The sequence below is a fragment of the Frigoribacterium sp. 9N genome, from assembly GCF_902506305.1.
Taxonomy (GTDB): Bacteria; Actinomycetota; Actinomycetes; order Actinomycetales; family Microbacteriaceae; genus Frigoribacterium.
In genome coordinates, this window is sequence record NZ_LR733391.1 from 40,882 (window position 1) to 67,827 (window position 26,946).

At 70.7% G+C, this 26,946-nt stretch carries 18 protein-coding genes; 9 read left to right on the plus strand and 9 right to left on the minus strand.

The window, feature by feature from the left end; all coding sequences use genetic code 11:
* Positions 1-98: 98 nt before the first annotated feature.
* Positions 99-821 (minus strand): response regulator transcription factor, encoded by a 723-nt coding sequence (locus ARTHRO9V_RS00730; protein WP_159824905.1) that lies wholly within the window; start codon positions 819-821, stop codon positions 99-101.
* Complete coding sequence (locus ARTHRO9V_RS00735) at positions 818-2,044, minus strand: sensor histidine kinase (RefSeq protein ID WP_159824907.1); 1,227 nt, start codon at positions 2,042-2,044, stop codon at positions 818-820. The genes ARTHRO9V_RS00730 and ARTHRO9V_RS00735 overlap by 4 nt, the downstream gene beginning before the upstream one ends.
* Before the next feature lie 180 nt (positions 2,045-2,224).
* Between ARTHRO9V_RS00735 and ARTHRO9V_RS00740 the strand changes: the two genes are divergently transcribed.
* Positions 2,225-2,920, plus strand: coding sequence for an ABC transporter ATP-binding protein (locus tag ARTHRO9V_RS00740; RefSeq protein WP_159824909.1), 696 nt, complete (start codon positions 2,225-2,227; stop codon positions 2,918-2,920).
* On the plus strand, positions 2,917-4,227 hold the full coding sequence (locus ARTHRO9V_RS00745; RefSeq protein ID WP_159824911.1) for an ABC transporter permease: 1,311 nt from the start codon (positions 2,917-2,919) through the stop codon (positions 4,225-4,227). The genes ARTHRO9V_RS00740 and ARTHRO9V_RS00745 overlap by 4 nt, the downstream gene beginning before the upstream one ends.
* Positions 4,228-4,244: 17 nt before the next feature.
* On the opposite strand, the gene ARTHRO9V_RS00750 is transcribed toward ARTHRO9V_RS00745, so the two are convergent.
* From ARTHRO9V_RS00750 to ARTHRO9V_RS00775, 6 genes are read right to left on the minus strand one after another with little or no spacing between them, the layout of a single operon-like run.
* Positions 4,245-4,898, minus strand: a complete 654-nt coding sequence (locus tag ARTHRO9V_RS00750) for a TetR/AcrR family transcriptional regulator (RefSeq protein WP_236556819.1) — start codon at positions 4,896-4,898, stop codon at positions 4,245-4,247.
* Positions 4,895-7,123, minus strand: coding sequence for a CocE/NonD family hydrolase (locus tag ARTHRO9V_RS00755; protein WP_236556822.1), 2,229 nt, complete (start codon positions 7,121-7,123; stop codon positions 4,895-4,897). The genes ARTHRO9V_RS00750 and ARTHRO9V_RS00755 overlap by 4 nt, the downstream gene beginning before the upstream one ends.
* The gene (locus ARTHRO9V_RS00760; protein WP_159824913.1) at positions 7,120-9,087 is read right to left on the minus strand and encodes an ABC transporter ATP-binding protein; all 1,968 of its coding nucleotides are present in this window, start codon (positions 9,085-9,087) and stop codon (positions 7,120-7,122) included. The genes ARTHRO9V_RS00755 and ARTHRO9V_RS00760 overlap by 4 nt, the downstream gene beginning before the upstream one ends.
* A complete protein-coding gene (locus ARTHRO9V_RS00765; protein ID WP_236556824.1) occupies positions 9,084-10,115 on the minus strand; it encodes an ABC transporter permease in 1,032 nt (343 codons plus the stop codon). The genes ARTHRO9V_RS00760 and ARTHRO9V_RS00765 overlap by 4 nt, the downstream gene beginning before the upstream one ends.
* Entirely contained in the window at positions 10,112-11,185 is a 1,074-nt protein-coding gene (locus ARTHRO9V_RS00770) for an ABC transporter permease (RefSeq protein ID WP_159824915.1), read from the minus strand. Before ARTHRO9V_RS00770 ends, ARTHRO9V_RS00765 begins: the two co-directional genes overlap by 4 nt.
* A complete protein-coding gene (locus ARTHRO9V_RS00775; RefSeq protein ID WP_159824917.1) occupies positions 11,182-12,876 on the minus strand; it encodes an ABC transporter substrate-binding protein in 1,695 nt (564 codons plus the stop codon). The genes ARTHRO9V_RS00770 and ARTHRO9V_RS00775 overlap by 4 nt, the downstream gene beginning before the upstream one ends.
* Positions 12,877-13,391: 515 nt before the next feature.
* On the opposite strand from ARTHRO9V_RS00775, the gene ARTHRO9V_RS00780 reads away from it, so the two are divergent.
* The 7 genes from ARTHRO9V_RS00780 (at position 13,392) to ARTHRO9V_RS00810 (ending at position 26,445) form a co-directional block, all read left to right on the plus strand.
* Positions 13,392-13,703, plus strand: a complete 312-nt coding sequence (locus tag ARTHRO9V_RS00780) for a hypothetical protein (protein WP_123569931.1) — start codon at positions 13,392-13,394, stop codon at positions 13,701-13,703.
* Between the two features lie 127 nt (positions 13,704-13,830).
* Positions 13,831-14,808, plus strand: a complete 978-nt coding sequence (locus tag ARTHRO9V_RS00785) for a hypothetical protein (RefSeq protein ID WP_158612818.1) — start codon at positions 13,831-13,833, stop codon at positions 14,806-14,808.
* A complete protein-coding gene (locus tag ARTHRO9V_RS00790; RefSeq protein WP_123569929.1) occupies positions 14,801-16,261 on the plus strand; it encodes a hypothetical protein in 1,461 nt (486 codons plus the stop codon). Before ARTHRO9V_RS00785 ends, ARTHRO9V_RS00790 begins: the two co-directional genes overlap by 8 nt.
* 114 nt (positions 16,262-16,375) lie before the next feature.
* Positions 16,376-17,740, plus strand: a complete 1,365-nt coding sequence (locus ARTHRO9V_RS00795; RefSeq protein ID WP_159824919.1) for an exonuclease domain-containing protein — start codon at positions 16,376-16,378, stop codon at positions 17,738-17,740.
* Between the two features lie 8 nt (positions 17,741-17,748).
* On the plus strand, positions 17,749-19,896 hold the full coding sequence (locus ARTHRO9V_RS00800; RefSeq protein WP_159824921.1) for a nuclease-related domain-containing DEAD/DEAH box helicase: 2,148 nt from the start codon (positions 17,749-17,751) through the stop codon (positions 19,894-19,896).
* 103 nt (positions 19,897-19,999) lie between these two features.
* Positions 20,000-25,831 carry a DUF4011 domain-containing protein gene (locus tag ARTHRO9V_RS00805; RefSeq protein ID WP_159824923.1) on the plus strand — a complete coding sequence of 1,944 codons (5,832 nt, stop codon included), beginning with the start codon at positions 20,000-20,002 and terminating at the stop codon, positions 25,829-25,831.
* Positions 25,828-26,445, plus strand: coding sequence for a hypothetical protein (locus ARTHRO9V_RS00810; RefSeq protein WP_159824925.1), 618 nt, complete (start codon positions 25,828-25,830; stop codon positions 26,443-26,445). The genes ARTHRO9V_RS00805 and ARTHRO9V_RS00810 overlap by 4 nt, the downstream gene beginning before the upstream one ends.
* Positions 26,446-26,466: 21 nt before the next feature.
* On the opposite strand, the gene ARTHRO9V_RS00815 is transcribed toward ARTHRO9V_RS00810, so the two are convergent.
* Positions 26,467-26,820: an SdpI family protein gene (locus ARTHRO9V_RS00815; RefSeq protein WP_159824927.1), complete on the minus strand. Its 354-nt coding sequence runs from the start codon at positions 26,818-26,820 to the stop codon at positions 26,467-26,469.
* Positions 26,821-26,946 lie beyond the last annotated feature (126 nt).

Here is a 26,946-nt window from a genome sequence, read left to right on the forward strand (position 1 = left end):
CCGCGCCTCCTCGTCCCCCTCCGTCCGAGTGGGCAGAAGATGTCCTCCGCACGCGGGGGAAGGACATCTTCTGCCCCCTCGCGCGCAGGGAGGGGGCGCTACGCGGCGCCCGGCGCGAGGAAGCCGGTCTCGTAGGCGAGGATCACGAGCTGCGCCCGGTCGTGGGCGTCGAGCTTGGTCATGATGCGGTTGACGTGTGTCTTCGCGGTGTGCGGCGAGATGACCAGGTCGGTGGCGATCTCGGCGTTGGCGCGACCCCGGGCGACGAGCAGCAGCACCTCGCGCTCACGGTCGGTGAGGTGGGCGAGCCCGGCCGGCACGGCCGGCGACGACGCCCCCGACGACGACTTCACTGACGACGGCGTTCCCGAGACCGATCCCGCCCCGCCACCACCCGGCAGCACGTACTTCTCGATCAGGCTGCGCGTCGCGACGGGTGACAGCAGCGACTCCCCCGCGTGGACGGCCCGAACCGCCCGGACGATCTCGTCGGGCTCCGCGCCCTTGCCGATGAACCCGCTCGCGCCGGCGCGCAGGGCCGCGACGAGGTACTCGTCCTCCTCGAACGTGGTGAGGATGAGCACCTTCGTCCCGGCGAGCAGCGGGTCGGCGCAGATCTCGGCCGTCGCCCCGATGCCGTCGAGTTCGGGCATGCGGATGTCCATCACGACCACGTCCGGCCGCAGGGCCGAGGCCCGCATCACCGCCTCCCGACCGTTCACGGCGTCGCCCACGACCTCGACCCCGTCCTCGCCGTCGAGGATGTCGGTCACGGCCTGACGGATCAGCGGCTGGTCGTCGACTACCAGCACGGTCGTCACGAGACTCCCCCGCTCCCACCGGACGAACCGGCCACGTCGACCCCACGGGTCACCGGCAGCACGGCCGCCAGCCGGAAGCCGCCCGGCGTCGGCCCGGTCTCGACGACGCCCCGCACCGAGGCGACGCGTTCGCGCAGTCCGAGCAGCCCGTACCCGCCACGGACGTCCACCGCTTCGGTCACGTCCCTCGACGCCGGCACGGGATTCGTCACCACGACCGACACCTCGTGCTCGTCGACCGCGACGAGCACGTGCGCACGGTGTTCGGCACCGTGCTTGCCGGCGTTCGTCAGCCCCTCCTGCACGACCCGGTACGCGACGAGGTCGACCGCGCCCGTGACCGCGGCGAGCGGGCCCTCGACCCGCGTTCTCACGACGAGGCCCGCGTCGGCGAACCCTGCCACGAGCTCGTCGAGTCGTGCGAGGCCCGGCTGCGGCGACGCGACCCGCTCGGAGTCCCCGGCGCGCAGCACCTCGAGCAGGTCGCCGATCTCGCCGAGGACGGTCCGGGAGGCGCGGCGGATGGTCGCGAGGGCCGTCACCGCCTTCTCGGGTCGCGTCTCGATCGCCGACGACGCGACGCCCGCGTTGAGGCTGATCACCGAGATCTGGTGGGCGACGGCGTCGTGCAGGTCGCGAGCGATGCGCAACCGCTCCTCGGCCACCCGGCGCGAGGCCTCGGCCTCACGGGTGCGTTCGGCTCGCTCGGCGCGTTCGGTGACGGCCTCGATGTACTCCCGTCGGGAGCGGCTGGCGTCGCCCGCCGCGGCGGCGAAGGCGACCAGGAGCGTGAACTGGACCACGGGCAGGTCGACGACGCGTCCCCCGACCCCCAGCAGGCCGAGCAGGGCGACGGCCAGGACCGTGGCGACCGTCACGACGATGGTGCGGCGACGCGGGGTCCGCGCGGCCACGGCGAAGACGGCGATGCCGGTGGCGAGGACGACGCCCGGTGCGAGCGTGCCGAGCAGGGCGGCGATGCCGAACAGGCCGACGATCGCGGCGAGCACCGGGACGGGGCGTCGACGACGGAACGGCAGCAGGACGACGGGGGCGAGGACGACCGCGACGGCCAGCCCGCCGGTCGGCCGGAACCCCGCGACGGGGAAGGGGGCGAACGCCGCACCGACGACGAGCACCGCGGCGATCGTGTCGCCCAGCCACCAGGGGACGCGAGGTCGCGGGTAGGCGGGCTCGCGCCTCCTGCCGTCCGTCGTCGTCATGACCCCATCGTGCCCTGGAACGGCGGTGGCCGAGTCCCCCTCTGGCCCGACGTCGCGTACCGCGGGTGCGGTACGCGACGGCCGGCAGGTGTCCGCGGTGGGGGGACGACCCGGTCGGCGCGGCCCGCGAGGGTGGGTCTCGGCTCCGGAGACACCGGGGCCGTCAGCGACAGGAGCACCATGGCGCCGATCATCTCGGTCCGAGACGTCCACCGTTCGTACGGGCGCGGCCCGAACCGGTTCGAGGCCCTGAAGGGGGTGAGCTTCGACATCGCCGAGGGCGAGAGCGTCGCGATCGTCGGCAAGAGCGGCTCGGGCAAGTCGACCCTGATGCACGTGCTCGCCCTGCTCGACGCCCCGACGACCGGCACCGTCGAGCTCGAGGGGGTCGACACGAGCACGCTCAAGGGAGGGCGCCTCAACCGGACGCGCAACAAGACGTTCGGCTTCGTGTTCCAGCAGTTCTTCCTGACGTCGAGCTCGTCGGTGCTCGAGAACGTCGTGCTGCCCATGAAGATCGCGGGCGTGCCCCGCGGCGAGCGCCGTCGTCGCGGCCTGGCGGCCCTCGAGCAGCTCGAGCTCGCCGACAAGGCGAAGAACAGGGCCCTGAACCTGTCGGGTGGTCAGAAGCAGCGCACGGTGATCGCGCGCGCGCTGGTCAACGACCCGCGCATCATCTTCGCCGACGAGCCCACCGGCAACCTCGACACGGCGACCGGGGCGGTCGTCGAGGACATCCTGTTCTCGTTGAACCGCGAGAACGGCATCACGCTGATCGTGGTGACGCACGACGAGGAGCTCGCGGCGCGCTGCGACCGGCGCATCGTGATCCGCGACGGGTTGATCGTCGACGACGAGGCCGAGGTGGCCGCATGACGACCCTCGACCTGCTGCTGACCGCCGTCTCGAACACGTTCCGGTCGAAGACGCGGACGATCCTGACCGTCCTGGCGATCTTCGTCGGCGCTTTCACGCTGACGCTGACGAACGGGCTGGGCACCGGCATCAACGCCTACATCGACGACACGGTCTCGGCCGTGGGCTCGTCCGACACGATGACGGTCACGAAGGCCTCCGACGACGCGCAGGGTCTCAGCGGGGCGAACTCGGGCCCGACCGAGTACGACCCCGACACCGTCGCCGCGGGCGGGTTCGGTGCCCCCGGGGCGACCGTCGTCGCCCTGACTCCGGACGACGTGACGACCCTCGAGGGCGTCGACGGCGTGCTGGCCGTGCAGCCGACCGAGTCGCTCGCGACCGACTACGTCGAGGGCGAGAGCGGCACGAAGTACGTCGTCTCGGCGAGCGCCCTCGTGCCCGGGCAGCAGCTCACCCTGACGGCGGGCGCCCAGCCCGACGACGACGCGACCGACCTGCAGGTGGTCGTCCCGACGTCGTACGTCGGTCCCCTGGGGTACCGCGACGACGAGGCGGCCGTCGGTCGGTCCGTGACGCTCGCCGTGACCGACGCCACGCGCACGCAGCACACGGTCACCGCGACCGTCGTCGGCGTCGCCGAGGAGAGCATCGCCTCGCCCGCCGGGGCGGCGGTCACCCCGAACGCGGCGCTCGGCACGGCCCTGTTCGACGCGCAGAACGTCGGGCTGCCCGCCGACCAGGTCGACCGCTACGCGCAGGCCACGGTGCGGTTCGCCGCGGACGCGTCCGACGGGCAGGTGAGCGACCTCGAGGACCGTCTCGCCTCCGCCGGCTACACCGGCACCACCGTCGCCGACCAGCTGGGCACCTTCACGACGGTGATCGACGGCATCGTGCTCGTGCTCAACGCCTTCGCGATCATCGCCCTGCTCGCGGCGAGCTTCGGCATCGTCAACACGCTGCTGATGAGCGTGCAGGAGCGCACCCGCGAGATCGGCCTGATGAAGGCCATGGGCATGGGCAGCGGCAAGGTGTTCGGCCTGTTCAGCCTCGAGGCCGCGTTCATCGGGTTCCTCGGCAGCGCGATCGGCGTGGGCGTCGCGATGATCGCGGGCAGCGTCGTCAGCGCCACCCTGGCCGGGTCGCTGCTGTCGAACCTGCCCGGGCTGACGCTGATCGCGTTCGACCCCGTGTCGATCGCGCTGATCATCGTCGTGGTGATGGTGATCGCGTTCCTGGCCGGCACGCTGCCCGCCGCGCGCGCCGCGAAGGCCGACCCGGTGGAGTCGCTGCGCTACGAGTGAGGCCGAGGAGGCGCGGGTCATCCCCGGAATGACGCCCCGGTCTCGTGCTGCAGCAGCGTCCACATCCAGTCGAGCGCGAGGCCGGGCGTGAGGCCGGGGGCCTTCTGGGCGAGCTGGGTCGCGAGGCCGTCGCTGTAGGCGGCGAGCTTGAGGGCGAGCGCCGACGGGTCGGCCGTCGCGAACCGGCCCTGCTCGACCCCGCGGCGGAGCGTACGGGTCAGGCAGGCCTCCCACACGCGGATGCGCTCGACGTACTCGGCGGCGACCGCGGGCTTGCGCGCCACGGCCGTCCAGTAGTCGGACCAGAGCCGCCAGTGCTCGTCGGTCGCGTCGGTGTCGGCGAACAGGGGCTCGACGAGCATCCGCACCCCCACGACCGGGTCGGACTCGACGTCGACCGCCTCGATGATCGACGAGTAGAACCGGGCGGTCTCGAGCACGACGACCTCGTTGAGGATCTCGGCGACGCCGTCGAAGTGGTAGGTCACGGTGCCGACCGAGACCCCGGCCGCCGCGGCGATGTCACGCAGCCGGGTCGCGCCCATGCCCTCACGGACGATCACCTCACGGGCGGCCTCGACGATCGACGCCCGCCGGACGACCGGCTTCTGCCGCACGCCCGCGCCGCCGGTGGCCACGCCGCTCACGCCGCCGCCGCCCGCGCCGCTCACGCCGACGTCCGGGGCACGAGCTCGTCGAAGGTCCGGTCGGCGACGAGCACCGTCTCGGCCCCGGGCCCGCCGTCCCGGGCCCAGGCGCGAACGGTGTTCTCGACCCGGAACGCCTCGGCCGTGGCCGTGACGCGCGACGTGGTCTCGAGCCACGCCTTCCAGGTCGGCTTCTCGAGTCCGATCGCCCAGCGCGACTCGGCCGACGCCGACAGCGGGTCGCCGTCGACGATGCGGTAGGTCTCGCGGCTGTCCTCGGTGAAGACCAGGCCGTCGGGGTACTCGCGTCCGCCGCCGTAGCCGGGGTCGACGTCGAGCACCCACTCGCCCGTACCGACGTCGTGCGAGACGCTGCGCTGCGGCAGGTCCGTGGCCGGCGGCAGGGCGCGGACGGCCAGGGGCTCGGCCCGCTCGGGCGCCTCGAACGCGACGCCGTCGTCGACCGGGTGCTCCGCCGACCCGTCGCCGGGCCCGCGCGTCCACACGGGCAGCGTCACGCTGCTGCGCGTCGGGTCGAGCGTGAGGGTCGCCTCGACCGGGTGCGGCCAGACCCACGGCCAGTAGGCGCTCGACACGGCGATCCGGAGGCGGTGGCCGGCCGGGAAGGAGTGCCCGGTCGAGACCAGGGCGACGCGCACGACCTGCTCGACCCGCGCCTCCATCGGGTCGTCGGCGCGGTCGCGTCCGTTCCGCTTGTTGAGGTTGAGCACGCCGCGGGTGACGAGCGTCGACGAACCGTCGGGGGCGACGTCGCAGAGGCGCACGACGACGGTGCCGTCGGGCACGTCGCTCGCCACGGCGAGGTCGGCGACGACGCTGCCCAGGACGTCCAGCGGCGAGTCGACCGGCAGGTCGAAGCAGACCGAGCGGCCGTCCTCGGCGCGCTGGTCGGGCGGCAGGTCGGTCGCGTTGCCGAACGGGAAGAAGCGTCCGGCGTCGAGGCCGGTGCTCTGCGGCGAGCGCACGACGACGGGGCCGTCCGCCCCGCCACGCAGAGAGTCCAGCGGCACGACCCGGTCCTCGGACTCGCGAGCGGGCCAGGTCGAGGCCGCGACCCAGCGCCCGGTCCGCTCGGCGAAGTACGTCGCCGGCGGCTCGGAGTCGTTGATCCAGGCGCGCAGCGCGGGCTCCGCGTCGACGCCGTTGGGGCAGTCGAGCAGCCAGCGGTCCCACCAGCGCAGGGTCTCCTGCAGGAACCCGATGCCCGGGCCGGGCGCCAGGCCGCGATCCGGGTACTGGTGCGACCACGGCCCGATGATGCCCTTGACCGGTGCGTCGACGTTCTCGACCAGCCGCAGCACGGCGTCGCGGTACGGGTCGGCCCAGCCGCCCACGGCGAGGACGGCGGCCGTGATCGACGAGTAGTCCTCGCAGACGCTGCCGTGCCGCCAGTAGTCGTCGCGTTCCTGGTGCGAGAGCCACGTCGTCGTCATCGGTCGGTTGTGTTCGAGGCGTTCGCGCCACCGGGCGACCCAGTCGGCGCCGACGACCTCGGGTCGCGGCGGGCGCGAGTTGAACGCGAACATCGTGCCGCCCCACGACGCCATGTCGATGCCGAGCACGGCGCCGCCCATGTAGTGCACGTCGTTGTCGTAGCGGTCGTCGGTCGAGCAGACGGTGACGATCGCCTTGAGCGCCGCCGGAGCCCGCCCGGCGAGCTGCAGCGCGTTGAACCCGCCCCACGAGATGCCGAACGCGCCGACCGCGCCGGTCGACCAGGGCCGGGCGGCGAGCCACTCGATCAGGGCGATGCCGTCGTCGAGCTCCTGCACCGAGTACTCGTCGTCGAAGAGGCCGTCGCTCGACCCCGTGCCGCGGATGTCGACCCGCACCGACGCGTAACCGTGCGCGGCGTACCAGGGGTGCCGCTCGCTGTCGCGCGGAGCCGTCCAGTCGTCGAGCCGGTAGGGCAGGTACTCGAGCAGCACCGGCACGGGCTCGTCGACCACGGGGGCCCAGATGCGGGCGTGCAGTCGCGTCCCGTCGGGCATCGGCACCCATTCGTCGCGCACCTCGACCTCGAGCGGGCCGCTGCCGTGCGGGCGGTCGGAATCCTGCCGCCCGGGGGCGTCGGCGAGGTCGGCGCGCGGGGCTCCGAGGGTGCGGACTCCCCCGGCCCACGCGGGCTCCTGCAGGAGGCGCGGGTCGCCCAGGAGGCGCGGGTCGCGTGCGCCGTCCCCCCGCTCGTCGCCTCGGAAGCCCGGGTCGGGTCGGCCGCTCGTGCTCACATCGCCTCCCAGCGCTTCACGTGGTGTCCGTCGCCGTGGTCGTCCCAGCCGTCGGCGTCCCGCCAGCGGGGCCGGGCGTCGCCCACGTCGGGCAGCTCGGTCGTGCCCGGGTCGAGGGTGGCGTCGAGCAGGGTGCGCGTGTACGGGTGGTTCGGCCCCTGGAAGACGCGTTCGGTCGGGCCGACTTCGACGATCCGGCCGCCGGTCATGACGGCGACCCGGTCGGCGACTCCGCGGACGACCGCCAGGTCGTGGCTGATGAAGAGGCAGCTGAGCCCCTTCTCGTCGCGGAGCCCCGCGAGCAGGTCGAGCACCCCGGCCTGCACGCGGACGTCGAGCGCCGTCGTGATCTCGTCGGCGATGATCAGCTCGGGCCCGGCGGCGAGCGCCCGGGCGATGCCGACGCGCTGGCGCTGGCCACCCGAGAGCTGGGCGGGCAGGCGCGAGGCGAACTCGGGCGGCAGTCCGACCTCGACGAGCAGCTCGGCGACGCGCTCGGGGCTCGACTCGCCCGTGAAGAGCTTGAGCGGTCGGGCGATCGCGGCGCCGACGGTGCGGCGGGGGTTGAGCGAGGTGTCGGCGTTCTGGAAGATCAGCTGGATCGACCGGCGCAGCGTCGAAGTGCGCCCGGCGACGGGCCGGGTGAGGTCGCTCTCGACCCCGTCGGCCCCGTGGAAGGCGAACCGGCCCGACTCGGCGGGGATCAGCCCGGCGAGGGCCGTGGCGAGGGTCGACTTGCCGCTGCCGGACTCCCCCACGACGGCGAGGGTCTCGCGGCGGCCGATGGTGAACGACACGCCGTCGACCGCGGCGGGTAGGCCACGCCCGTACCGGACGACGAGGTCGCTCGCCGTGACGACCGGCCCCGTGGCGGATGCCGCGGGTGCCGCGGGATCGTCGCGCCGCGTTTCGTGCTGCACACCTCGACTAGTCGCGGTGCCGTGCACGGAACGCTGTGCGGTGACGTCGGTCACCACCTCGCCGAGCGCGGTGCCGGGTGCAGTCCCCGGTTCCTGCGCCGCGCCTCCTGCGGGTGCGGCGTCCGCGTCGCGCCGCGTTTCGTGCTGCACACCGTGACTGGTCGCGGTGCCGTGCACGGAACGCGGTGCGCTGGCGTCGGCGTGCACGCGCGGGATGGTCGCGAGCAGCTCGCGGGTGTACTCGTGCTGCGGGTCCGCGAAGAGCGACGCGGTCGGCGCGTGCTCGACGATCCGGCCCTCGTGCATGACAGCGATCTCGTCGGCCATGGTCGACACGACGCCGAGGTCGTGGCTGACCAGCACGATCGCCATGCCGAGTTCGACCGCCAGGTCGCGGATCAGCTCGAGCACGGCCGACTGCGTGACGACGTCCAGTGCAGTGGTCGGTTCGTCGAGCACGAGCAGCTTCGGGCGGGCCGCGATGGCCATGGCGATCGCGACGCGCTGCTGCTGCCCACCCGACAGCTGGTGCGGGTAGCGCCGCACGATCGTCTCGGGGTCGGGCAGGCGGACGTGGCGCACGAGTTCCAGCACGCGGTCGTCGCCTCCGGGCAGGCCGTGGCTCTCGAGCGCCTCGCGCAGCTGGCGTCCGACGCGCATCGACGGGGTGAGCGCCTGACCGGCGTTCTGGGCGACCAGGGCCGCCGTGCCACCGCGCAGGGCCCGGCGCGCCCGCTCGTCGAGGGCGAAGACGTCGTCCCCGGCGACGCGGACGCTGCCCGACACGACCCGCGACCCACGCCGCAGGTGCGCGAGCAGGGTGCGGGCGACGGTGGACTTGCCGCTGCCGCTCTCGCCGACCAGGCCGAGCGCGCGTCCGGCGGCGACGTCGAAGCTCACGCCCCGCACGACCGGCACCTCGCGGCGACCGGCGGCGTACGAGATGGAGAGGTCGTCGACGCGGACGACGGGATCGGGGGCGACGTCGACGAGGCGACCCGCGCCTCCTGCGGTCGTACCGGCGGTGGTGAGGGGCTCGTTCACGAGACCGCCCCCTTCTGTGCGCGGTCGACGCCCAGCGACTTGCTGAGCCCGTCCGCGCTGAGGTTGAGCCCGATGACGAGCGTGGCGAGGGCGACGACGGGGGCGAGCGTGCCCCACGGGACGACGGTGAGGGCGGTGCGGTTCTCCTGCACCATGAGGCCCCAGTCGGGCGTCGGCGGGTTGGCGCCGAACCCGAGGAACGACAGGGTCGAGATGAGCAGCACGATCCAGGAGGCGCGCATCGCGTACTCGACGAGCACCACGTCGGTGACGTTGGGCACGATCTCGCGGAACACGATGCTCAGCGGCTTCTCGCCGCGGGCGCGGGCGGCGGTCACGTAGTCCTGCGTGATCACGGTGCGGGCGGCACCGCGGACGACGCGGGTCACGGCCGGCGCGTAGATCACGGTGACGGCGAGCACGATCACCCAGAGGCCCGAGTCGAACACGGTCACGACGACGAGCAGCGCCAGGATCGACGGCACGCTGAGCAGGGCGTCGACGATGCGCATGACGACCTCGTCGAACCAGTTGTCGGCGTAGGCGGTGACGCAACCGAGCACGGTGCCGATGCCGACCGCGATCGTCGTGGCGAGGAAGGTGACGACGAGTGCGTACCGGCCGCCGTTCAGCGTGCGCGACAGGATGTCGCGGCCGTACTGGTCGGTGCCGAGCCAGTGGGACCAGCTGGTGCCGGTCAGGGCGGCTCCCGAGTCGGTGGCGACCGGGTCGTGGCCGGTCAGCACCGGGGCGAGCAGCGCCAGCAGGACGTGCAGGGCGATCAGGCCGAGCCCGATGCTCAGGGCCGAGGAGGCGCTGAGGCTGCTGGTCAGGGACGTCGCGCTCGCGCGCAGTCGCCTCGGCCAGCCGCCCGCGGCCTGCGGTGCGGCCGATGCCGGGCCGCCGACCTGCGCGCCCGGGGTGGCGGGGTCCGCGGTCGTGGCGACCCGCGCCTCCTCGGCGGTGCGGTGTCCGGTGCCGCCCTCGCCGCTGTCGGCGGGCGGGGTCCGGTCGCGTGCGGGGCTCATGAGCGGGCCTTCCGTCGGGTGCGCAGCCTCGGGTCGAGGGCCAGCGCGATGAGGTCGGCGGCGAGGTTGCACACCACGTAGACGAGGGCGCTGACGACCGCGATCGCCTGGATCGTCGGCAGGTCGCGGTTGAACACGGACTCGAGCATGAGCTTGCCCATGCCCGGGTAGTTGAAGACGTTCTCGACGACCACGACGCCGCCGAGCAGCCAGGCGACGTTCAGCGCGACGACGTTGAGCGTCGGCAGCAGGGCGCTCGGCACGGCGTGACGCCAGACGACCTGGCGCGTCGACAGGCCCTTGAGTTCGGCCGTCGTGACGAACTCGCTCGCCATCACGTCGATCGTCGACGAGCGGGCGGTCCGCACGATGTACGCGGCCATGGCGAGGGTCAGCACGATGACGGGCAGCCAGATGCTGGGCAGCAGTTCGGCGACCGTGGCGTCCTGGCCGCGCAGGACGACCGCCGGGAAGATCGGCAGCGCGATGGCGAACAGCAGCACGAGCACGGTGGCGACCATGAACTCGGGGACGCTCATGACGACCAGGCTGATCAGCGAGATCGCGTGGTCGCTCGGACGGCCGCGGCGGACGCCGGCGATGACGCCGAGGGTCAGCGACAGGGTGACGCCGACGATCATGGCGGGCAGCGCGATCAGCATGCTGTTGCGGAAGGCGATCAACAGGTCGGGGCCGACCGGCAGGCCGCTGACCAGCGAGACGCCGAAGTCGCCGTGCGCCGCACCGAGCAGCCACTGGCCGTAGCGGACCCAGACGTTCTGGTCGAGGCCGAGCGTCTCGCGCAGGGCCGCGACGGCGTCGGGGGTGGCGTCCTGGCCGAGCAGTTGCTGCGCGACGTCGCCGGGCAGGGCCTGCACCGCGAAGAAGACGAAGAACGAGGCGAGCAGCACGGTGAGCAGGGCCGTGCCGACGCGGCGGGCGACGACGATCAGGGTCGCGGCGACCGCGGACGTGGGGTGCGGGCCGCCGGTGTGCGGGCTCCTGGCGGTCTTGCCGTCGGCGGTCGTGCCGCTGGTGTTCGGGCGGCTGGCGGTCGGTGTGGGGCTCATGCGCGGAGTCCGATCTGCAGGTAGTCGAACTCGAAGCCGAACTCGCGGTAGTTCAGGACGTTCCGCGACAGGCCGACGAGGCGGTCGCCGAACATGGGGGTCATGTCGGCGGAGTCCTCGACGACGATGCGCTGGGCATCCTGGTAGAGCGTCATGCGGCGCGTGTCGTCCATCTCGGCGCGGGCGTCGTCGAGCAGCCCGTCGAAGGTCGGGTTCGACCAGGCGCTCTCGTTGTACGACGAGCCGGTACGGAAGATCTGGTTGAGCAGCTGGTCGATCGGGCGACCGGTGAACCAGTAGCTGACCATGAGCGGCTTCTGCATCCAGATCTGCGTGTAGTACGAGTCCGACGAGGCGTTGCGCACGGTCAGGTCGATGCCCGCGTCGCGGACGGCGTCGCGGTAGGCGACCGCCATCGGGGTGAAGACGGATTCGTAGCTGGAGGTGTAGATCTCGGTCTTCAGCCCCTCGCGGCCGGCCTGCTTGAGCAGGGCCCGGGCCTGGTCGGGGTCGTAGGCGCGTTGGTCGTCGAGCCAGACGGCCTGCGAGGGAGGCACGGGGTTGTCCCAGCCGGGCGAACCGGTGCCCTGCAGGGCGGTGGCGACGATCGCCTGCGGGTCGTAGGCGAGCTTCATCGCCTGGCGCACGAGGGGGTCGCTGAACTCGGCGCTCGTGGCGAGCATCGGGATCGTGTACCACTGGGCGTCGGGTGCGCGGGCGACGGTGGCGCCGGCCGAGGCGCTGACGACCTGGGCGGTGGCGAAGTCGAGGTTGGTCTGGCTGATCAGGTCGATCTGGCCGGCGAGCAGGGCGTTGACGCGGGCGGTGGTGTCCTGGATCGAGAAGAAGTCGATGCCGTCGAGCACCGGGCGGCCGGCGAAGTGGTCCTCGAAGGCCTCGACGCTGCCGGTGCCCGCGGGCTCGAAGCTCGACAGGCGGAATGGTCCGGTGCCGATGCCGGTGCGGCCGATGCCGCCGCCCTGGCTCGGGTCGGCGCTGCCCTCGGGCACGATGTAGCACTGGTACGCGGTGAGCAGCGAGGGGAACTCGGCGTTCGGCGTCAGCAGGTCGAAGCGCAGGGTGAGCGGGTCGACGGCGGTCATGCCGCCGGGGCCGATCATGGCGGCGAGCACCTCGCCCTGGGGTGAGGCGGTGTCGGGGTCGAGGATGTGCTCGATCGAGTAGATCGCGTCGGCGGCGGTGAAGCGGCGGCCGTCGTGGAAGCGGACGCCCTCGCGCAGGCGGAAGGTCCAGCTCGTGCCGTCGGCGTTGGCGGACCAGTCGTCGGCGAGGTCGGGCACGGTGACGCCGGCGTCGTCGAGCTTGACGAGCCGGTTGTAGAGGGCGCCGAGGTACTCGTAGGCCGAGAGCGAGCTGGCGGAGTCGAGGGTCTCGGCGGCGGAGGCGGCCGGGCGCGCGATGCGCAGGCGTCCGCCGCGGGCGGGGGTGCCGGTGGCGGCGGCCTCGGGGATGGTCGGGGTGCTGCGGGCGGGCGTGCAGCCGGCGAGGGTGAGCAGGCCGAGGCCGGCGAGCCCTGCGGCGCCGGCGAGGACCGTGCGGCGGCTCGGGCCGGCGCCGTGGTCGGCGCTGCTCGGGCGTGCGCCGCGGTCTGCGCTGCTCGGGCCCGCGTCGCGGTCGGCGCCTCGCGCCGGGCGGAGCGCGTGTCGGTGTTCGGGGACGATCGGTGTCATGCGGGGATGGCCTTCCGTTTATCGTTCGGGTGAACGATAAGGGAGGTTCGCGGCGGCGGCCAGCTCGCCGAAGCCCCGGAGGCGCGGCTCGGCGCTCCCCCGCAGCCCCCGTTCTCCGCGGCCCGCCGCGGATGCGGGCGTCCCCGTGCTGCAGCGTGCACGGGCTGCAGTCTTCACCCACTCGTTACACGAGCGCGCCTCGCCGACGCGACCCGCGCCTCCTCGGCTTCGCCCTCTCGTCTCGGTCGAGTGGTCCCCACTCGTCCCTCCCCGCCCCACGAAGAACGTTGTCGGACCACTCGATCGACTCGCAGGGCGACGTCCGAGCAGGAGGCGCGGGTCGGCCCGCCCGCGCCCGTCACCCTCGCGACGGCTCGAGTGGGCAGAACCTGCTCGTCGAGGACCGCCGGGCAGCATCTTCTGCCCACTCGCCCGGCTCGGTCGGCCCCGAAGGACCGGCGTGCCCCTCGAAGCGGGACTCGGTCCGGAGCCGGACCGCGCCCTAGTCTCAGCTCATGGCCACCCCGACCACGCCCCGCCTCGCGCTGGGGCGACCCGCTCTCGCCTTCGGGCTTGTCGGGGTGTTCGCCTTCCTCTCGGACACGGCCTTCACGTGGTGGACGTTCACCCGTCCGTCCGCGCCGGTCAGGTACGTCGCGGTCTCGTCGACAGACGGCTTCGACGGGTTCGACGGGGTGCAGACGGTCGGCGGCCCGTTGCTGCTCATCGCGGTCCTCTCGATCGGGTTCGCGGTCGCGCTGCTGGTGGTGATGCTCGTGCACCGGCTGGTGAGCGCGCGTCCCGATCGCGGTGGTCGCGCCTCATGATCGTCCGGGCCGGCATCGCTGCGGCAAGGTGACTGCGCGACCACGTCGCGATGACACCCCCGGTCGGTAACCTCACTCCAGGACCATTGTCCACAGACGAATCGGGGGCACGATGACTGAACCACGCATGCCGGAGAGAGCCAAAGACAACCTGTTCAGGACGGTCGGCGAGATCGGCAAGTTCGCTCGCGACGCGTCGGCCAAGGTCGTCGAGCAGGCAGACGATCTCAGAGAAGTCGCGGTCGACACCGTCGAGAGGATCGGGGCCAAGAAGAACGATCCCTATGAGGACGCCATCGCCGAGTACAACGACGCTTTCACGCTCATGAACGACAAGGGCCTCGCTCTCCTGGGACAACGTGAACGATCGACGGACCTAATCGACTTCGTCGAACTGCTCGTCAACAGCGTCGCCAACACCCCGAAGACGTTCGAGGCCGATTTCGAGCAGATCGACGTGGACAAGAAGGAGTTCCTCGCAGCCGAGGACTTCGCCCGGAAAGACCTTGACGCCGCTCGGATGTCGGCGATGGGCGCCGGAGCAGGCTTCGCCACAGGCGCCGCTGTCGCGAGCCTCGCCCCCACAGCAGCACTGTGGGTGGCCACAACGTTCGGCACGGCGTCCACCGGAACGGCGATCTCCACTCTTTCCGGGGTCGCCGCGACCAACGCAGCCCTCGCCTGGCTCGGTGGAGGAACCTTGGCCGCAGGAGGGGGCGGCGCGGCAGCCGGAGGTGCGCTGCTCGCACTCGCCGGACCTGTCGGTTGGACCATCGCCGGAGCAGGGCTCCTCGCATCCATCGCCCTGCTGACCAAAAAGAAACTGGAGAATCGAGAGGCGCGAGAAGAGGCCTTGACCGCGGTCAAGAGGAACACCACGATCGTGAGACGCATGGACGCGGAGATCGCCGATCTCCTTGAGAAGACGACGTCCATCCGACTGTCGTTGGCGCGGTTGTACGGCGAAGCCTTGGCCGCATTCGACACCGACTACCTGGCGCTTCCTCCTTCGAGGCAAGACCAATTGGCTGCGCTGGTCAACAACACGAAGGCTTGCGCAGCCCTGCTCGGGAAGCGACTCGAGCAAGGCCCGGACGGTGACTGACGCCCGCCGTCTGGCGAAGAGCAACCAAGAACAGGCGGTCGCCGCATGGATCGGCCATCTGAACCAACTGCGACTCGACACCCTGCTGAGCGGTCTGGCCCGACAAGGCGAGAACCTCCGCGACGCCCTCTCGATCATCGACCAGGCCGTCAAGAAGATCGATCTCGAGGTCGTCACCACCAACCGTGGCGGAACGAAGGGGATGCACGGGTTCATCGCCGAGGTCGCCGAGGTCGGCATCGGCAATGCGCAGCGCCGGATCGTCGGTGCCGAGCCCGTCTATCAGTGGGTCAACGACAACGGTCCTGTGGACCTGCTGCGTGAAGGCGTGGCGATCCAGCAGAAATTCGTGGCTGCAGGTGGGCGCCTCGGACTCGGCGCCATCACCGAACATCTCCAGAGATACCCCGACTACGTCAAGAACGGGGGGCGCTACCAGATTCCTCGGGATCACTTCGATGTGATCCGAGACCTGCACGCCATGACCCCCGAGACTGCCGCAACCACCCTCTCACGCAGCGGAGACGGCCCGTCTCTCTCGGATTGGAAACGGGTCCAGACGTTCTTCGGCTCCGGCGCGGTCGACATCGATTCTCTCGAGCCGTCCCACCTGGACTACCGCGAGGCGCAGCGAGGCGCCTACGAGGAGACTCTGCAGTCCGAGAAGGATTCCCTGAAGCAGACCGACGAGGGCAGACGCCGTGATCTCCACGACGACAGTCGACCGGGCCTGCAAGAAGGCATCCAGGCGACGCTGCTGAGCGCCGCCGTGGAGGGTGGGACCGCCCTGGTCCTGGCCGTCGTCCAGAAACGGCGCGACGGCAAGAAGCTGCGGGCTTTCACGGCCGACGACTGGGTGGACATCGCGGGGGTATCCGGCCTCGGTGCCGCCAAGGGGAGCGTCCGAGGACTGACGATCTACTCGCTCACGAACTTCACCGCGACGTCCTCGGCAGTCGCCAGCTCGATCGTCACCAGCGCCGTCGGCATGGCGGAGCTGGCGAATGAGCTCCGCCGAGGTGAGATCGACGAGCTGCAGTTCATCGAGAACTGCGAACTCTTCTGTCTCGACACGGCCGTCAGCGCACTGTCGTCCCTCATCGGTCAGACGCTCATCCCCGTACCGGTTCTCGGCGCCGTCATCGGGAACACGATCGGCACGGTCATGTACCAGGCCGCACGCACCTCATTGTCCGCGCGCGAGATGGCGTTGATCGCTGGCTACGCCCGCGCTCAGCGCGAGCTGGACGAGTCGCTGAGTGCCGACTACGCACAGCTCATCGACGAGCTGACCGCGAGCCTGTCGGACTACTTCGAGGTTCTCGAGCGTGCCTTCTCGCCCGACGTGCTGACCGCGGTTCAGGGCTCGATCGAGCTCGCATCGACAGTCGGCGTGAAGCCCGAGGACCTCTTGGACAGCCGCGCGAAAGCTCGTCGTTTCTTCCTCGACTGACGTGCACCAGTCCCCACAACTGGGTGACGTCGGTGTTCTCCCGGACCGTGATCACATGTGAGCATGGTTCATGGACCTGTCGCCAGGGGGCAGATCGTGATCAGGGGAACGAACATGGCACACAACGGCTACGCCGTCATCGACTTCGAGACGACCGGGCTCTCGCCCCAGTACCACCACCGGGTGATCGAGATCGGCATCGTGAACGTCGCACCTGACGGCACGATCGAGGACTCGTTCGAGACCGTCGTCAACCCGGGACGCGATCTCGGCCCCACGCACATCCACCAGCTGCGCGGGGCCGACGTGCGGGATGCCCCGACGTTCGCGAACGTCGCCGACGACTTCGTCGACCACCTGCGCGGACGCGTCCTCGTCGCCCACAACTCCCGGTTCGAGACGACCTTCCTCCGGGCGGAGCTGTCCCGTCTGGGCATGACGTCGCCCGTCGCCGACGAGGGAGCGCTCTGCACGATGAAGCTCGCCACCACCTACCTGCCCGGCTCAGGGCGGAAGCTCGCGGACTGCTGCGCGGCCTTCGACATCCCCCTGGTCGATGCCCACGAGGCGCTCGCCGACGCTCGGGCGACCGCGCAGCTCCTCGCCGCCTACCTCGAGCTCGGGCGCGACCAGTCGTCCTGGTGGGGCCAGTGGGGCGACTACGCGGCGAGCGCCGCCTGGCCGGCGCGCCGTCTAGGGGCGACGTCCTCCGCCTGGGTCTCTCGCCGGAGATCCGAGGCCGACGCTGGCGAGGCGACTCGCGCCTCCCTCGCGCCCGACTGGGCCGGCGCGACCAGTCGTGCCGTGGCGGACACCGTCATCGCGGCTTCGCCCAGGGCGACTAGGGCGACGTCATTCCTCGACCTCACGACCGACCGGCTCCGACCTGTCGCCGGCACGGGCCGCGAACTCGACTACCTGGCGGTCGTCGACCGTGCCCTCTCGGACGGGTTCCTCTCCGTCTCGGAGACCGACGAACTCCGAAGCCTCGGCGAAGCCATCGGCGTCGGTCCCGCGCGCCGCTCCGAGCTCCACCACGAGTACTTCGACGGTCTCGTGGACGCGGCCTGGGCCGACGGCGTCCTCAACGAGGACGAGCGGGCAGACATCACGGCAGTGGCCATCATGCTCGACATCGCACCCGACATCCGAGACGCCGCTCTGAGCCCGCGTGCTGCGGAGGCAGCCGTGGCCGAGCACGCCGCTCGTGCCGACGCCGCGGAGTCGGGTAGCGCGGTGATGCGTCTCGGACCAGGCGACCTCGTCGTCCTGACCGGCGAGATGAACGAACCGCGCGAGCGCATCGAGCGGACGCTCACCTCGATGGGCGTCGTCGTCAAGCCAGGCATCACGAAGAAGACGACGCTCCTGGTCGCCGCCGACCCGGACAGCCTGTCGGGCAAGGCGCAGAAAGCCCGTCAATACGGCATCCCCATCGTCGGCGAGGACGCCCTCCGGGCCCTCCTCCAGTCGGCGTAGGTGGGGTCGTGGCAGCAGCAGGCAGGTCGGCCACCGACGAAGCACACCGCCAACAAGCGCTCGCCGAAGCGCACGAACGGGAGGCGGCCCGCGCACGAGACGCCGCCGCTCGATTCGGCCTCGCCGGCGTCACCGAGAAGCGTGTCGCCACAGAACTCGCCCGACTCGGCGCGTTCGGATACCACCTGCTGCCTGACCGCGCCTGGCCCGGGAGCCGGAGCGCCCAGGTCGACCTGATCGTGGTGGGTCCGTCGGGTGTCCACATCGTCGACACCAAGGCGTGGCGGGAGGTGTCGATCCAAGACGGTCGCATCTTCCGGGGACAGGCCGACGTCACCGACGATCTCGCATCACTCGCCGACCTCGCTTACAACACTGAGGGAATACTGGCGGAGGTCGGTCTGGCGCCGACCGAGGTGCACGCCGTCGCGGTGCTCGCCGGGCAGAAGGGCATCCGGGAGTCCGTGGGGCCTGTGACGGTCGTCGGCGAGCGCGACGCTCTCGCCCACCTCGCGTCGCCCGGCAACCGGCTCACCTCGCAGCAGGTCGACACCGTCCTCCGCCGCGTGCTCGACCACTTCCCCGTTCTCACTTCGACGACGGTCGTCGACGTCACGGTGCCCGAGCCGATCCTCCCGCACCGAGACGAACAGCTCGTGCCGACCGAGGCCTCGACCGTCGACACTCAGGACGACCGGGACGTCAAGATCGATGCTGCACTACTGGAGAGCATCCTTGCGGCACCGATCGAAGAATGGATGTCGTTCCTCGATCCGGCCCAGGCCAAGCTCGTCCGTCGCAGTTTCAACGGTCCTGCCCGCATCCGCGGGTCGGCCGGGACGGGCAAGACCGTCGTCGGCCTCCACCGTGCCGCTTACCTGGCCCGGAGCGGTAGCACCCGCGTGCTCTTCACGACGTTCGTGCGGACACTGCCGGCCGTCCTCGGGAACCTGCTCGTCCGCCTCGCGCCCGACACGTCCGACTCGGTGGATTTCCGCGGCATCTACGGCTTCGCTCTCGACCTCTTGGCCGAGCGGGGCTGCACCGTGCGACTCGACGCGAAGGCGGCCGATTCTGCCTTCGCCGAGGCGTGGGCCGCCGGGGGCCGGGGCGGTGCGCTCGACTCGTCGGCGACCACGTCACGCTACTGGCGTGACGAGATCGACCATGTCATCAAGGGACGCGGCATCCGCACGTTCGAGCAGTACGCCGACCTTGCGCGGGTCGGGCGACGCCACCGTCTGACGATCGAGCAGCGCCGTGACGTCTGGTCTCTGTTCGAGCGCTACGACCGCGGACTCCGCCGACGGAACGCTCACGACTTCGCCGACGTCATCCTGATGGCTCGAGACAGCCTTCGCGCCCAGCCCCTCGAACGATACGGGGCGGTCATCGTCGACGAGGCACAAGATCTCACGTGCGCGATGGTGTCGCTACTGCACTCCCTGGTAGGCGACCGGCCCGACGGGCTCACCTTGATCGGCGACGGTCAGCAGACGATCTACCCCGGTGGCTACACACTGTCCGAGATCGGCATCTCTCTCAGCGGCCGCGGTGTCGTGCTCGACGTCAACCACCGAAACACGGCCGAGATCCTCGCCTTCGCGAACACCGTCGTCGCCGGCGACGAGTACAACGACATCGAGGGGACTGGTCAGCGCATCGACGGCGTCGAGACGGTGACGCGGTCGGGACCACGGCCCGTGCTCGACCGCCATCGTTCCTGGGCGTCCCACGACACCGCGCTCGTCGAGCGCGTACGGGAGGTCACCCGGCTCGTCGGCACGTCGTGGGGCGACGTGGGCGTCCTGGCGACGACGCACTGGCAGGTGACCAAAGCCAAGGAGGCGCTGGTCACGGCAGGCATCCCCGTCCTCATGCTCGAGCGCTACGACGGCCGCCCCGTCGACGCCGTCAAGGTCGGTACCGTCAAGCGCGCCAAGGGGCTCGAGTTCAAGCAGGTCGTGCTCGCTCGGGTCGACAGCTCGCTGCTGGGGAGCAGTCCGGCACCTGCCTCGGACACCGACCGCGAGCGCCGCGACCTCGACCGGCGCGAGTTGTACGTGGCGATGACGCGAGCGCGTGACGGCCTGTGGGTCGGTACGCGCGCGATGCCGGGCGAGCCGATCGGCGCCGACGCTTCCATCCGCCGATGACGGCACCGCATGGCACGATGACTGCAGCACCAGGGGGAACGAGGGTGGATCGTCGAACGAGACGATCGACGAGGTCTTCCGCACACCGCACCGGGAGGCGCACGTGAGCACCACCAACCACGAACTCGTCGGACGAGCAGTCACCGAGCTCGCTCGCGGTCTCGAACCGTTCGTGTCGAGAACGCTCTCGCCCCATTTGTTGCCAGGGATGGGCTGGACGACACTGCTCGAACGACGTGACGAGGCGACCGGACGCGTCGGCGGGACCTACGCCGCGACCGACCTCCAGGTCGTCCTCCGCACCATGACCGAGCCGCTCGGTGCTCTGGGGCGCCCGTTCGAGACCGTTCTGGGCCGTGCCGGCACGCGTCTCGCCGGCGAACTGCGTGAGGTCCGCAACGCGTGGGCCCACAACGGCTCCTTCAGCGACGACGACGCCTACCGCGCCGTCGACTCGGCCCAGCGCCTGCTCGTCATCTGCGGAGCGGTCGAAGCCGGCGAGACCCTCACCGGCTTGCGCCGCGACCTCCAGGTGCGAATGGCCGGCCCGGCTCCGGCGACAGAATCATTGCCGGTCCCCGCACCGGCCTCGGCCCCCGCTGTCGTCGTCCCCCTGGCGTTCAGCCCTCCTCCGCAGACACCGCCTCGGGTCCCCACCCCGCAACCCGTCATCGCCCCGCGATCGACCGACGGGACTTCGAACCCTGGCACTCCGGACGCACCACCTACATCGGGCACCCGCGCGACCACGTCGTCGACGGTCACGGTGACCATTTCGTGTGCACCCGTCATCAGCTACGCGATGGCACACAACGGTTTGACGGTCATCTCCGACATCACCCTCACGAGCCCCACGACGACCGCTCGTGGTGCCCGTCTGACCGTGGGCATCGAGTCCGCGCTGGGACCGATCGGGGCACCGACCGAGTACTTCGTGGATCTCGTCGCAGGATCGGAGACGTTGGTACCGCAGCTCGACATCAAGGTCGACCCATCGGTCATGCTCGGCGTCGAAGAGGCACGGCCCGCTCGTGTGGTCGTCACCGTGGTCCACGATGACGTCGAGCTCGGTCGAGGAACGGTCGAGGTGCTCCTGCTGGCCGCGAACCAGTGGCTCGCGCGCCCCACGCTGATGTCACTCGAGATGCTCGCTGCCCACGTCCAACCGAACCACCCTGCTCTCGAGTCCTTGGTGTCCGAGGCCGTCGACGAACTCGCCCGGACCACCGGCAGCGGCGCACTCGTCGGCTACCAACAAGGCCCCGAACGAGTGGACGCGACCGTCGACGCATTGATGACCGCCATGCGCGGTCGGTCCATCCGGTACAGCACGCCTCCGGCCAGTTGGTCGGACGACGGCCAGAAGGTCCGAACGCCGCACGAAGTGCTCGTCGGACGCCTGGGCACCTGCCTCGACACGACGATGACCCTGGCCGCGGCACTCGAGCGCGTCGGCATCCGCCCCCTGCTCGTGGTCGTCGAGGGTCACGCCTTCCTGGGTTACTGGCGCGAAGAGACGTCGTTGGCGAGCCCGGCGACCACGAGCGCCTTCGCACTGCCGAACTTGGTCCGCACGGACTACGCGCGGGTCGTCGAGACGACCTTGCTCACCGAGGACTCGGCCGACGTGGGCTTCCACGACGTCCGACGTGCGCCTCTTGAACAACATCTGTCGGGCGACCTCGACGGTGTCGTCGGCATCACCGATGTGTACCAGGCTCGCAGCAGCCGCATCTATCCCCTTCCCGCTCGAGTCGCAGCGGAAGACGGCACCGTGGTCGTCGTCGACTACCAAGCCGTGCACTCCCGGCCCGCGGCGTACGTGCCCGAACAGCGTCCTGACGATTCCGGCCCCGCAGACACCACCCCCGTGCCTGCCCGCGTCCAGCGCTGGAAGAACGCCCTCCTCGACCTCAGCCTCCGCAACCGGTTGATCAACTTCGCCGACCGTGCCCGGTTCCCCCTCCACGTGGCCGAAGAAGGTCTGGCCGAGTTCGAGGACTACCTGAACGGGGGCAAAGCCTTCGAGCTCCTGCCGTCGGATGCCCTCCCCGCGGTCGAGACCCAGCGAGGCGTCCGGTGGGGACGTGACCTGTCGTCGGACAGCCGAGCCGATCTGTTCCACACCAAGCACCAGCTGTACACGGACGCCTCGACCGAGGCGTACCCGCGACTGCTCAGAGCACTCGCGTACAAGGCCAAGACCGTCCTTGACGAGACCGGCGCCAACAACCTCTACGTGTCCATCGGCTCGCTCGTCTGGAAGGTCAAGGACAAGACCGTCCGGTCCCCGCTAATCCTGGTCCCCGTCACGCTTCGTGCCAAGGGAAAGTCTGGTGGCTACCAGGTCGTCCTCGACGACGCCGGGGCCTCGACGCCCAACTACTGCCTGCTCGAGAAGCTCCGGGCGGAGCACGGCCTCCGCATCCCGGCCCTCGCCGACCCCGCTACCGACGCGTCGGGCATCGACATCCAGCGGGTGCTGACCGAGACCCGGCTCGCCGTCCTCGAGTCGGGCATCGAGGCGAACGTCGAACCGACCGTCGACCTCGCGCTCCTCCAATTCGCGAAGTTCCGACTCTGGAAAGACTTGGACGACAACTGGGAGGCGCTGGCCGGCAACGACCTCGTGCGTCACCTCATCGAGTCCCCCACCGAGCCGTTCGTCGACGCGTCGGTTCCGACCGACGGTGATCCTCACGCGCCGGTGACGGTCGACCTCGACGCGCTCCTCGCGAAGCTCCCCGTGTCCGCCGACTCGTCGCAGGCGGAGGCCGTCGCGGCCGCATCGGCCGGGCGGACGTTCGTGCTCGAGGGCCCTCCGGGAACGGGCAAGTCGCAGACCATCACCAACCTCCTCGCTCGGGCCATCGCGGACGGCAAGAAGGTCCTGTTCGTCGCCGAGAAGCGGGCAGCCCTCGAGGTCGTACAGCGGCGACTCGCGAGCGTCGGCCTCGGGCCGTTCACCCTCGACCTCCATGACAAGGGCAGCAAGCCTGCTCCCCTCAGGGAGCACCTCCGGACGTCGTTGGCGCAGCGTGCGTCGGCGGATGCCGAGGGACTCGCGCGGTCGACCGACACGATGGAGTCGGCCCGTCGTCGGCTGGCGCGTTATGCCGCCCAGGTGCACGACGTCAACGCCTCGGGCCACAGCCTCTACACCGCCCATGTGGCCGAACTCGTGCAGGCGCACACGCCTTTCGAGCTGCCCATTCCGGAGCACTTCGCCGCCACGGCGTCCGTCGCCGACCTCCACGTCGTGCGCACGGCCCTGCGCGAACTGGCCGACCACGCCGGGAGGGCGCGGCCGACCGCCGAGCACTCCTGGGCCTTCGTGGACGTCGGCTCGGACGACGCCCTCGACGAAGTGGCATTGCTCTCCCTCGTGACCCGGTTCGACGAGGCGCTCGGTGCCGCAACAGCCGACGACACTCTCGCCGAGGCGCTCGGCACCGTGTCGACGCCTGACGAGCTCCGTACCCTGGCCGCGACCCTAGGCAGCGCTGGGGTCGATCACGCGGTCCTCGCCGAGGCGCGGACCTCCACCTGGCAGGGTGAGACCCGCCGGCTGCTCGGTGAACTCGACGGGGTCGGTCCAGCCTTCGGTGACGTGCTCACCGTCGTCCAGCCCCACGTCCTGGCACTCGACCTCGACCGGATCGCTCACGAGGCGACCGTCGCTCATTCCTCCGGCTTCTTCGGGCGGAAGAAAAGGCGCCGCGCCGTAGCGGAGTCCTTCGCTCACGTGACCCGACCCGGCGTCACCGTCGACCTCGCGACCCTGCCCGCGTTGACCGCCCGCTTCGTCACCCTCCGGGATTCCGTCCGCCACCTCGCCGCCCAGATCGACGTCGTCCCCGGGCTCGCGGTGTGGCCGGGCTGGAATCCCCTCATCGAGGCTGATCGATCACATGTCGCTTCACAGATCTCCTGGCTCGAGTGGCTGTCGACGGTGACCGATGCCGACACCGGTGAGTCCTCGGGGCACGCCTTCCGCGTTGCCCTCGAGCGGATCACGGTCGGCCGGCAGGCGCCGGTTCCGGAAGCAGCCTCCCGAGCGGCCCGCCTCGCGGACGCGACAGAGTCGCTGACGAACGCTTCGGGTACGACGCCGGCGTCCTGGGCTGCTTGGACGGGCATGCAGCCGTTCCTGAAACGATGGATGTCGACGCGCACGGGGCGCGATCCGCTCCAGCCCACCGGCGTGAGCCTGTCAAACTGGGTGCGGTGGCGGCGAGCTGTCGCACCCCTCAGGGACTTCGGGCTGCTCGACGCGTACTCGACGGTGATCTCGGGCGCTCTGCCCGCCGACGAAGCGAGTGACGCTTTCGAACGCGGGTTCGCGACGGCCAGCAGGCACGAACGTGCCCGCGCCACCGGACTGGACGATTTCGATGCTGCCGGACAAGGAAGGTCGATCGAGCGCTACACCTCGGCTGCTCGTGACATCCGGGCGGAGCTTCCCCGGGCCATACCGGCCCAGCTGATCGGTCGTCGAGAGTTCGACCAGCAGACGGCCCAAGGTCGGGCAGGAAAGTTCGTGGCCGAGGTGGCCAAGATGCGCGGGCGGATGAGCGTTCGCGACATCATGACCACGTACGGCGATCTGGTCGCCGAGATCACCCCCTGCGTCCTGGTCAGCCCGGACTCCGTCGCACGGTTCTTCCCGGCGAAGGCAGGACTCTTCGACATCGTCGTCTTCGACGAGGCCTCACAGGTCCGAGTCGCGGATGCCGTCGGCGCCATGGGCCGAGCGACCTCCGTGGTCGTCGTCGGCGACAGCAAGCAGATGCCACCGACGTCGTTCGCCGAGGCGACCATCGATGACGAAGACGCCGAGGCCCAGATCGAGGACGTCCTCGCGCGGGACGAGGAGTCGATCCTGGCGGAGTGCAAGCAGGCACGCATCGAGAGCCGGTGGCTCTCCTGGCATTACCGCAGCCAGGACGAGTCCCTCATCGCGTTCAGCAACCGCAACTATTACGAGGACCGACTGACGTCGTTCCCGGCTCCCGCACACGGCTCCGTCGACGACGGCGTCGGGGGTCACGGCATCACGCTCCGGCGCGTCCAGGGGACGTTCCTCCGGTCGGGCCCCAGCAAGACCCTGCGGACGAACCAGGTCGAGGCCGAGGCGATCGTCGCCGAGATCCGTCACCGCTTTGCGGCGGACCCGACCGGCACGCCCTCGATCGGCGTCGTGACGTTCAACGCCCCGCAACGGACCCTCATCGAGTCGATGCTGCGCGATGCCGGTGACGACCGGATCGTGGACGCTCTCGACGCGTCGACCGACGGACTGTTCGTGAAGAACCTCGAGAACGTCCAGGGGGACGAGCGTGACACCATCCTGTTCTCGACGGCGTTCAGCGCGAACGACAAGGGCGTCCTGCCCCTGAACTTCGGGCCCTTGACCAACTTCGGCGGGGAGCGTCGACTGAACGTCGCGATCACCCGAGCTCGTCGTCAGGTGATCCTGTTCTCGAGCTTCGATCCTGGTGACCTGCGTGCAGAGGAGACGACCTCGCGGGGCATCCGAGATCTCCGGGCCTACCTCGAGCTGGCGCAGCGTGGAGCCGAGAACGTCCTCGCGACCGCTCGTGCGGCCACCAGCACGGATCTGCACCGCGAGGACCTCGCCGAGGCTCTCCGAGCTCGAGGTCTCGAGGTCCGGACGAACGTCGGGCTGTCCGACTTCAAGGTCGACCTCGCGGTCTCCCCCGCCGGTCAGCCGGGCGGGGCGACCACGGCCGTCCTCCTCGACGGCCCTGGCTGGGCCCAGCGCGGTACGGTCGCCGATCGTGATGCCCTCCCCGTGGAGGTGCTCGGCGGGCTCATGCACTGGCCCGCCGTCGAGCGTGTGTGGTTGCCCGAGTGGCTCGCTGATCGGGAGGGTGTCCTCGACAGGCTCATCACGTCCGTTCCGGCGCGGTGACGACGGCGCCCCGGCTCGACCTGCCCGTCTTCACCGCTCCGGACGGCCTGGTCTACGTGGATCGGAACGGCGTCACGGATCAGACGCTGCCCCGCTGGCATCGCCTCAACGATCCTCTGGCCGTCCGGCGACGCTCTCGTCTGCGACTCATCACGCATCTCGGTCTCGGGATGGCGATCGTCGCGACGGCAGGGGCCCTCGGCTTCGTCGTCGTACGGTCCCTGTGGGGATCGGTCGACGGGGGCGCCAACTTGGTGGTCGGGCTGCTGGGTGGATGTGTCGTCGGCCTGTGGGGCACGCTGTTCCGCGTGCTGTTCGTCCGACCTCGCACGACGCCTCCGCCGATCGTCCCGGTTCCCGCAGAGGTTCTCCTCACGCACGTCGCGACCTCGAGCAGCGTGGACGTCTGGCGGTGGTCGATGGCCGTCTCCGCCGAGGAGGACGAGCGTCGGACCATCGGATACGAGACGTACGTCGAGAGGCCATCAGACGTCGCTTCCGCGCGCGCCGCACGTGACCGTTACGCCGCGACGTACCGCGCCTACGCGTCGGCTGCTGCGGAGATGGGAGTGCCGAGACGCGATCCTGCCGTCACGCTCGACGTCGTGCCGTGACCAGCGCCTCGGGGCACACGATCACGACGAACCGAGCACGTCCCTGGCCGCTCGATTCGCCACCCCTGCGCTGACGAGCGCCCCGATGAGCAGGACGACCGTGCTGCCGATGACCCAGGCCCCCTGGGCGCCCTCGGTCAGCCCTCCCACGACGACGGGTACGAACGCCGTCCCCGCCGTGAGCGCACAGGTGACCGTGATGGGGACGAGTGCTGCCCGATGCCCGGCCTGCCACGCCTCGGGCGACGCCATCACGTGCCGGAAGCGGATGCCGGCGAGGTGGTTCACCCCGAGCCTGCCGCGGGCGGCGGCGAGCGTCGCGCCGAAGACGACGGCGCACGCGGCGAACACGATGAGCGGGACGACGAACAGCATCCCTCGATGCTAGGTCGGTGTCCGCTCGCGCGACTCCCCCATGCGGCTCGTTCTGGTTCGCCGTGGCCCGCCCTGGCGGGATCGAGAGGGCAGAAAGTGTCCTTCCGCCGCCCCCGAAGGACATTT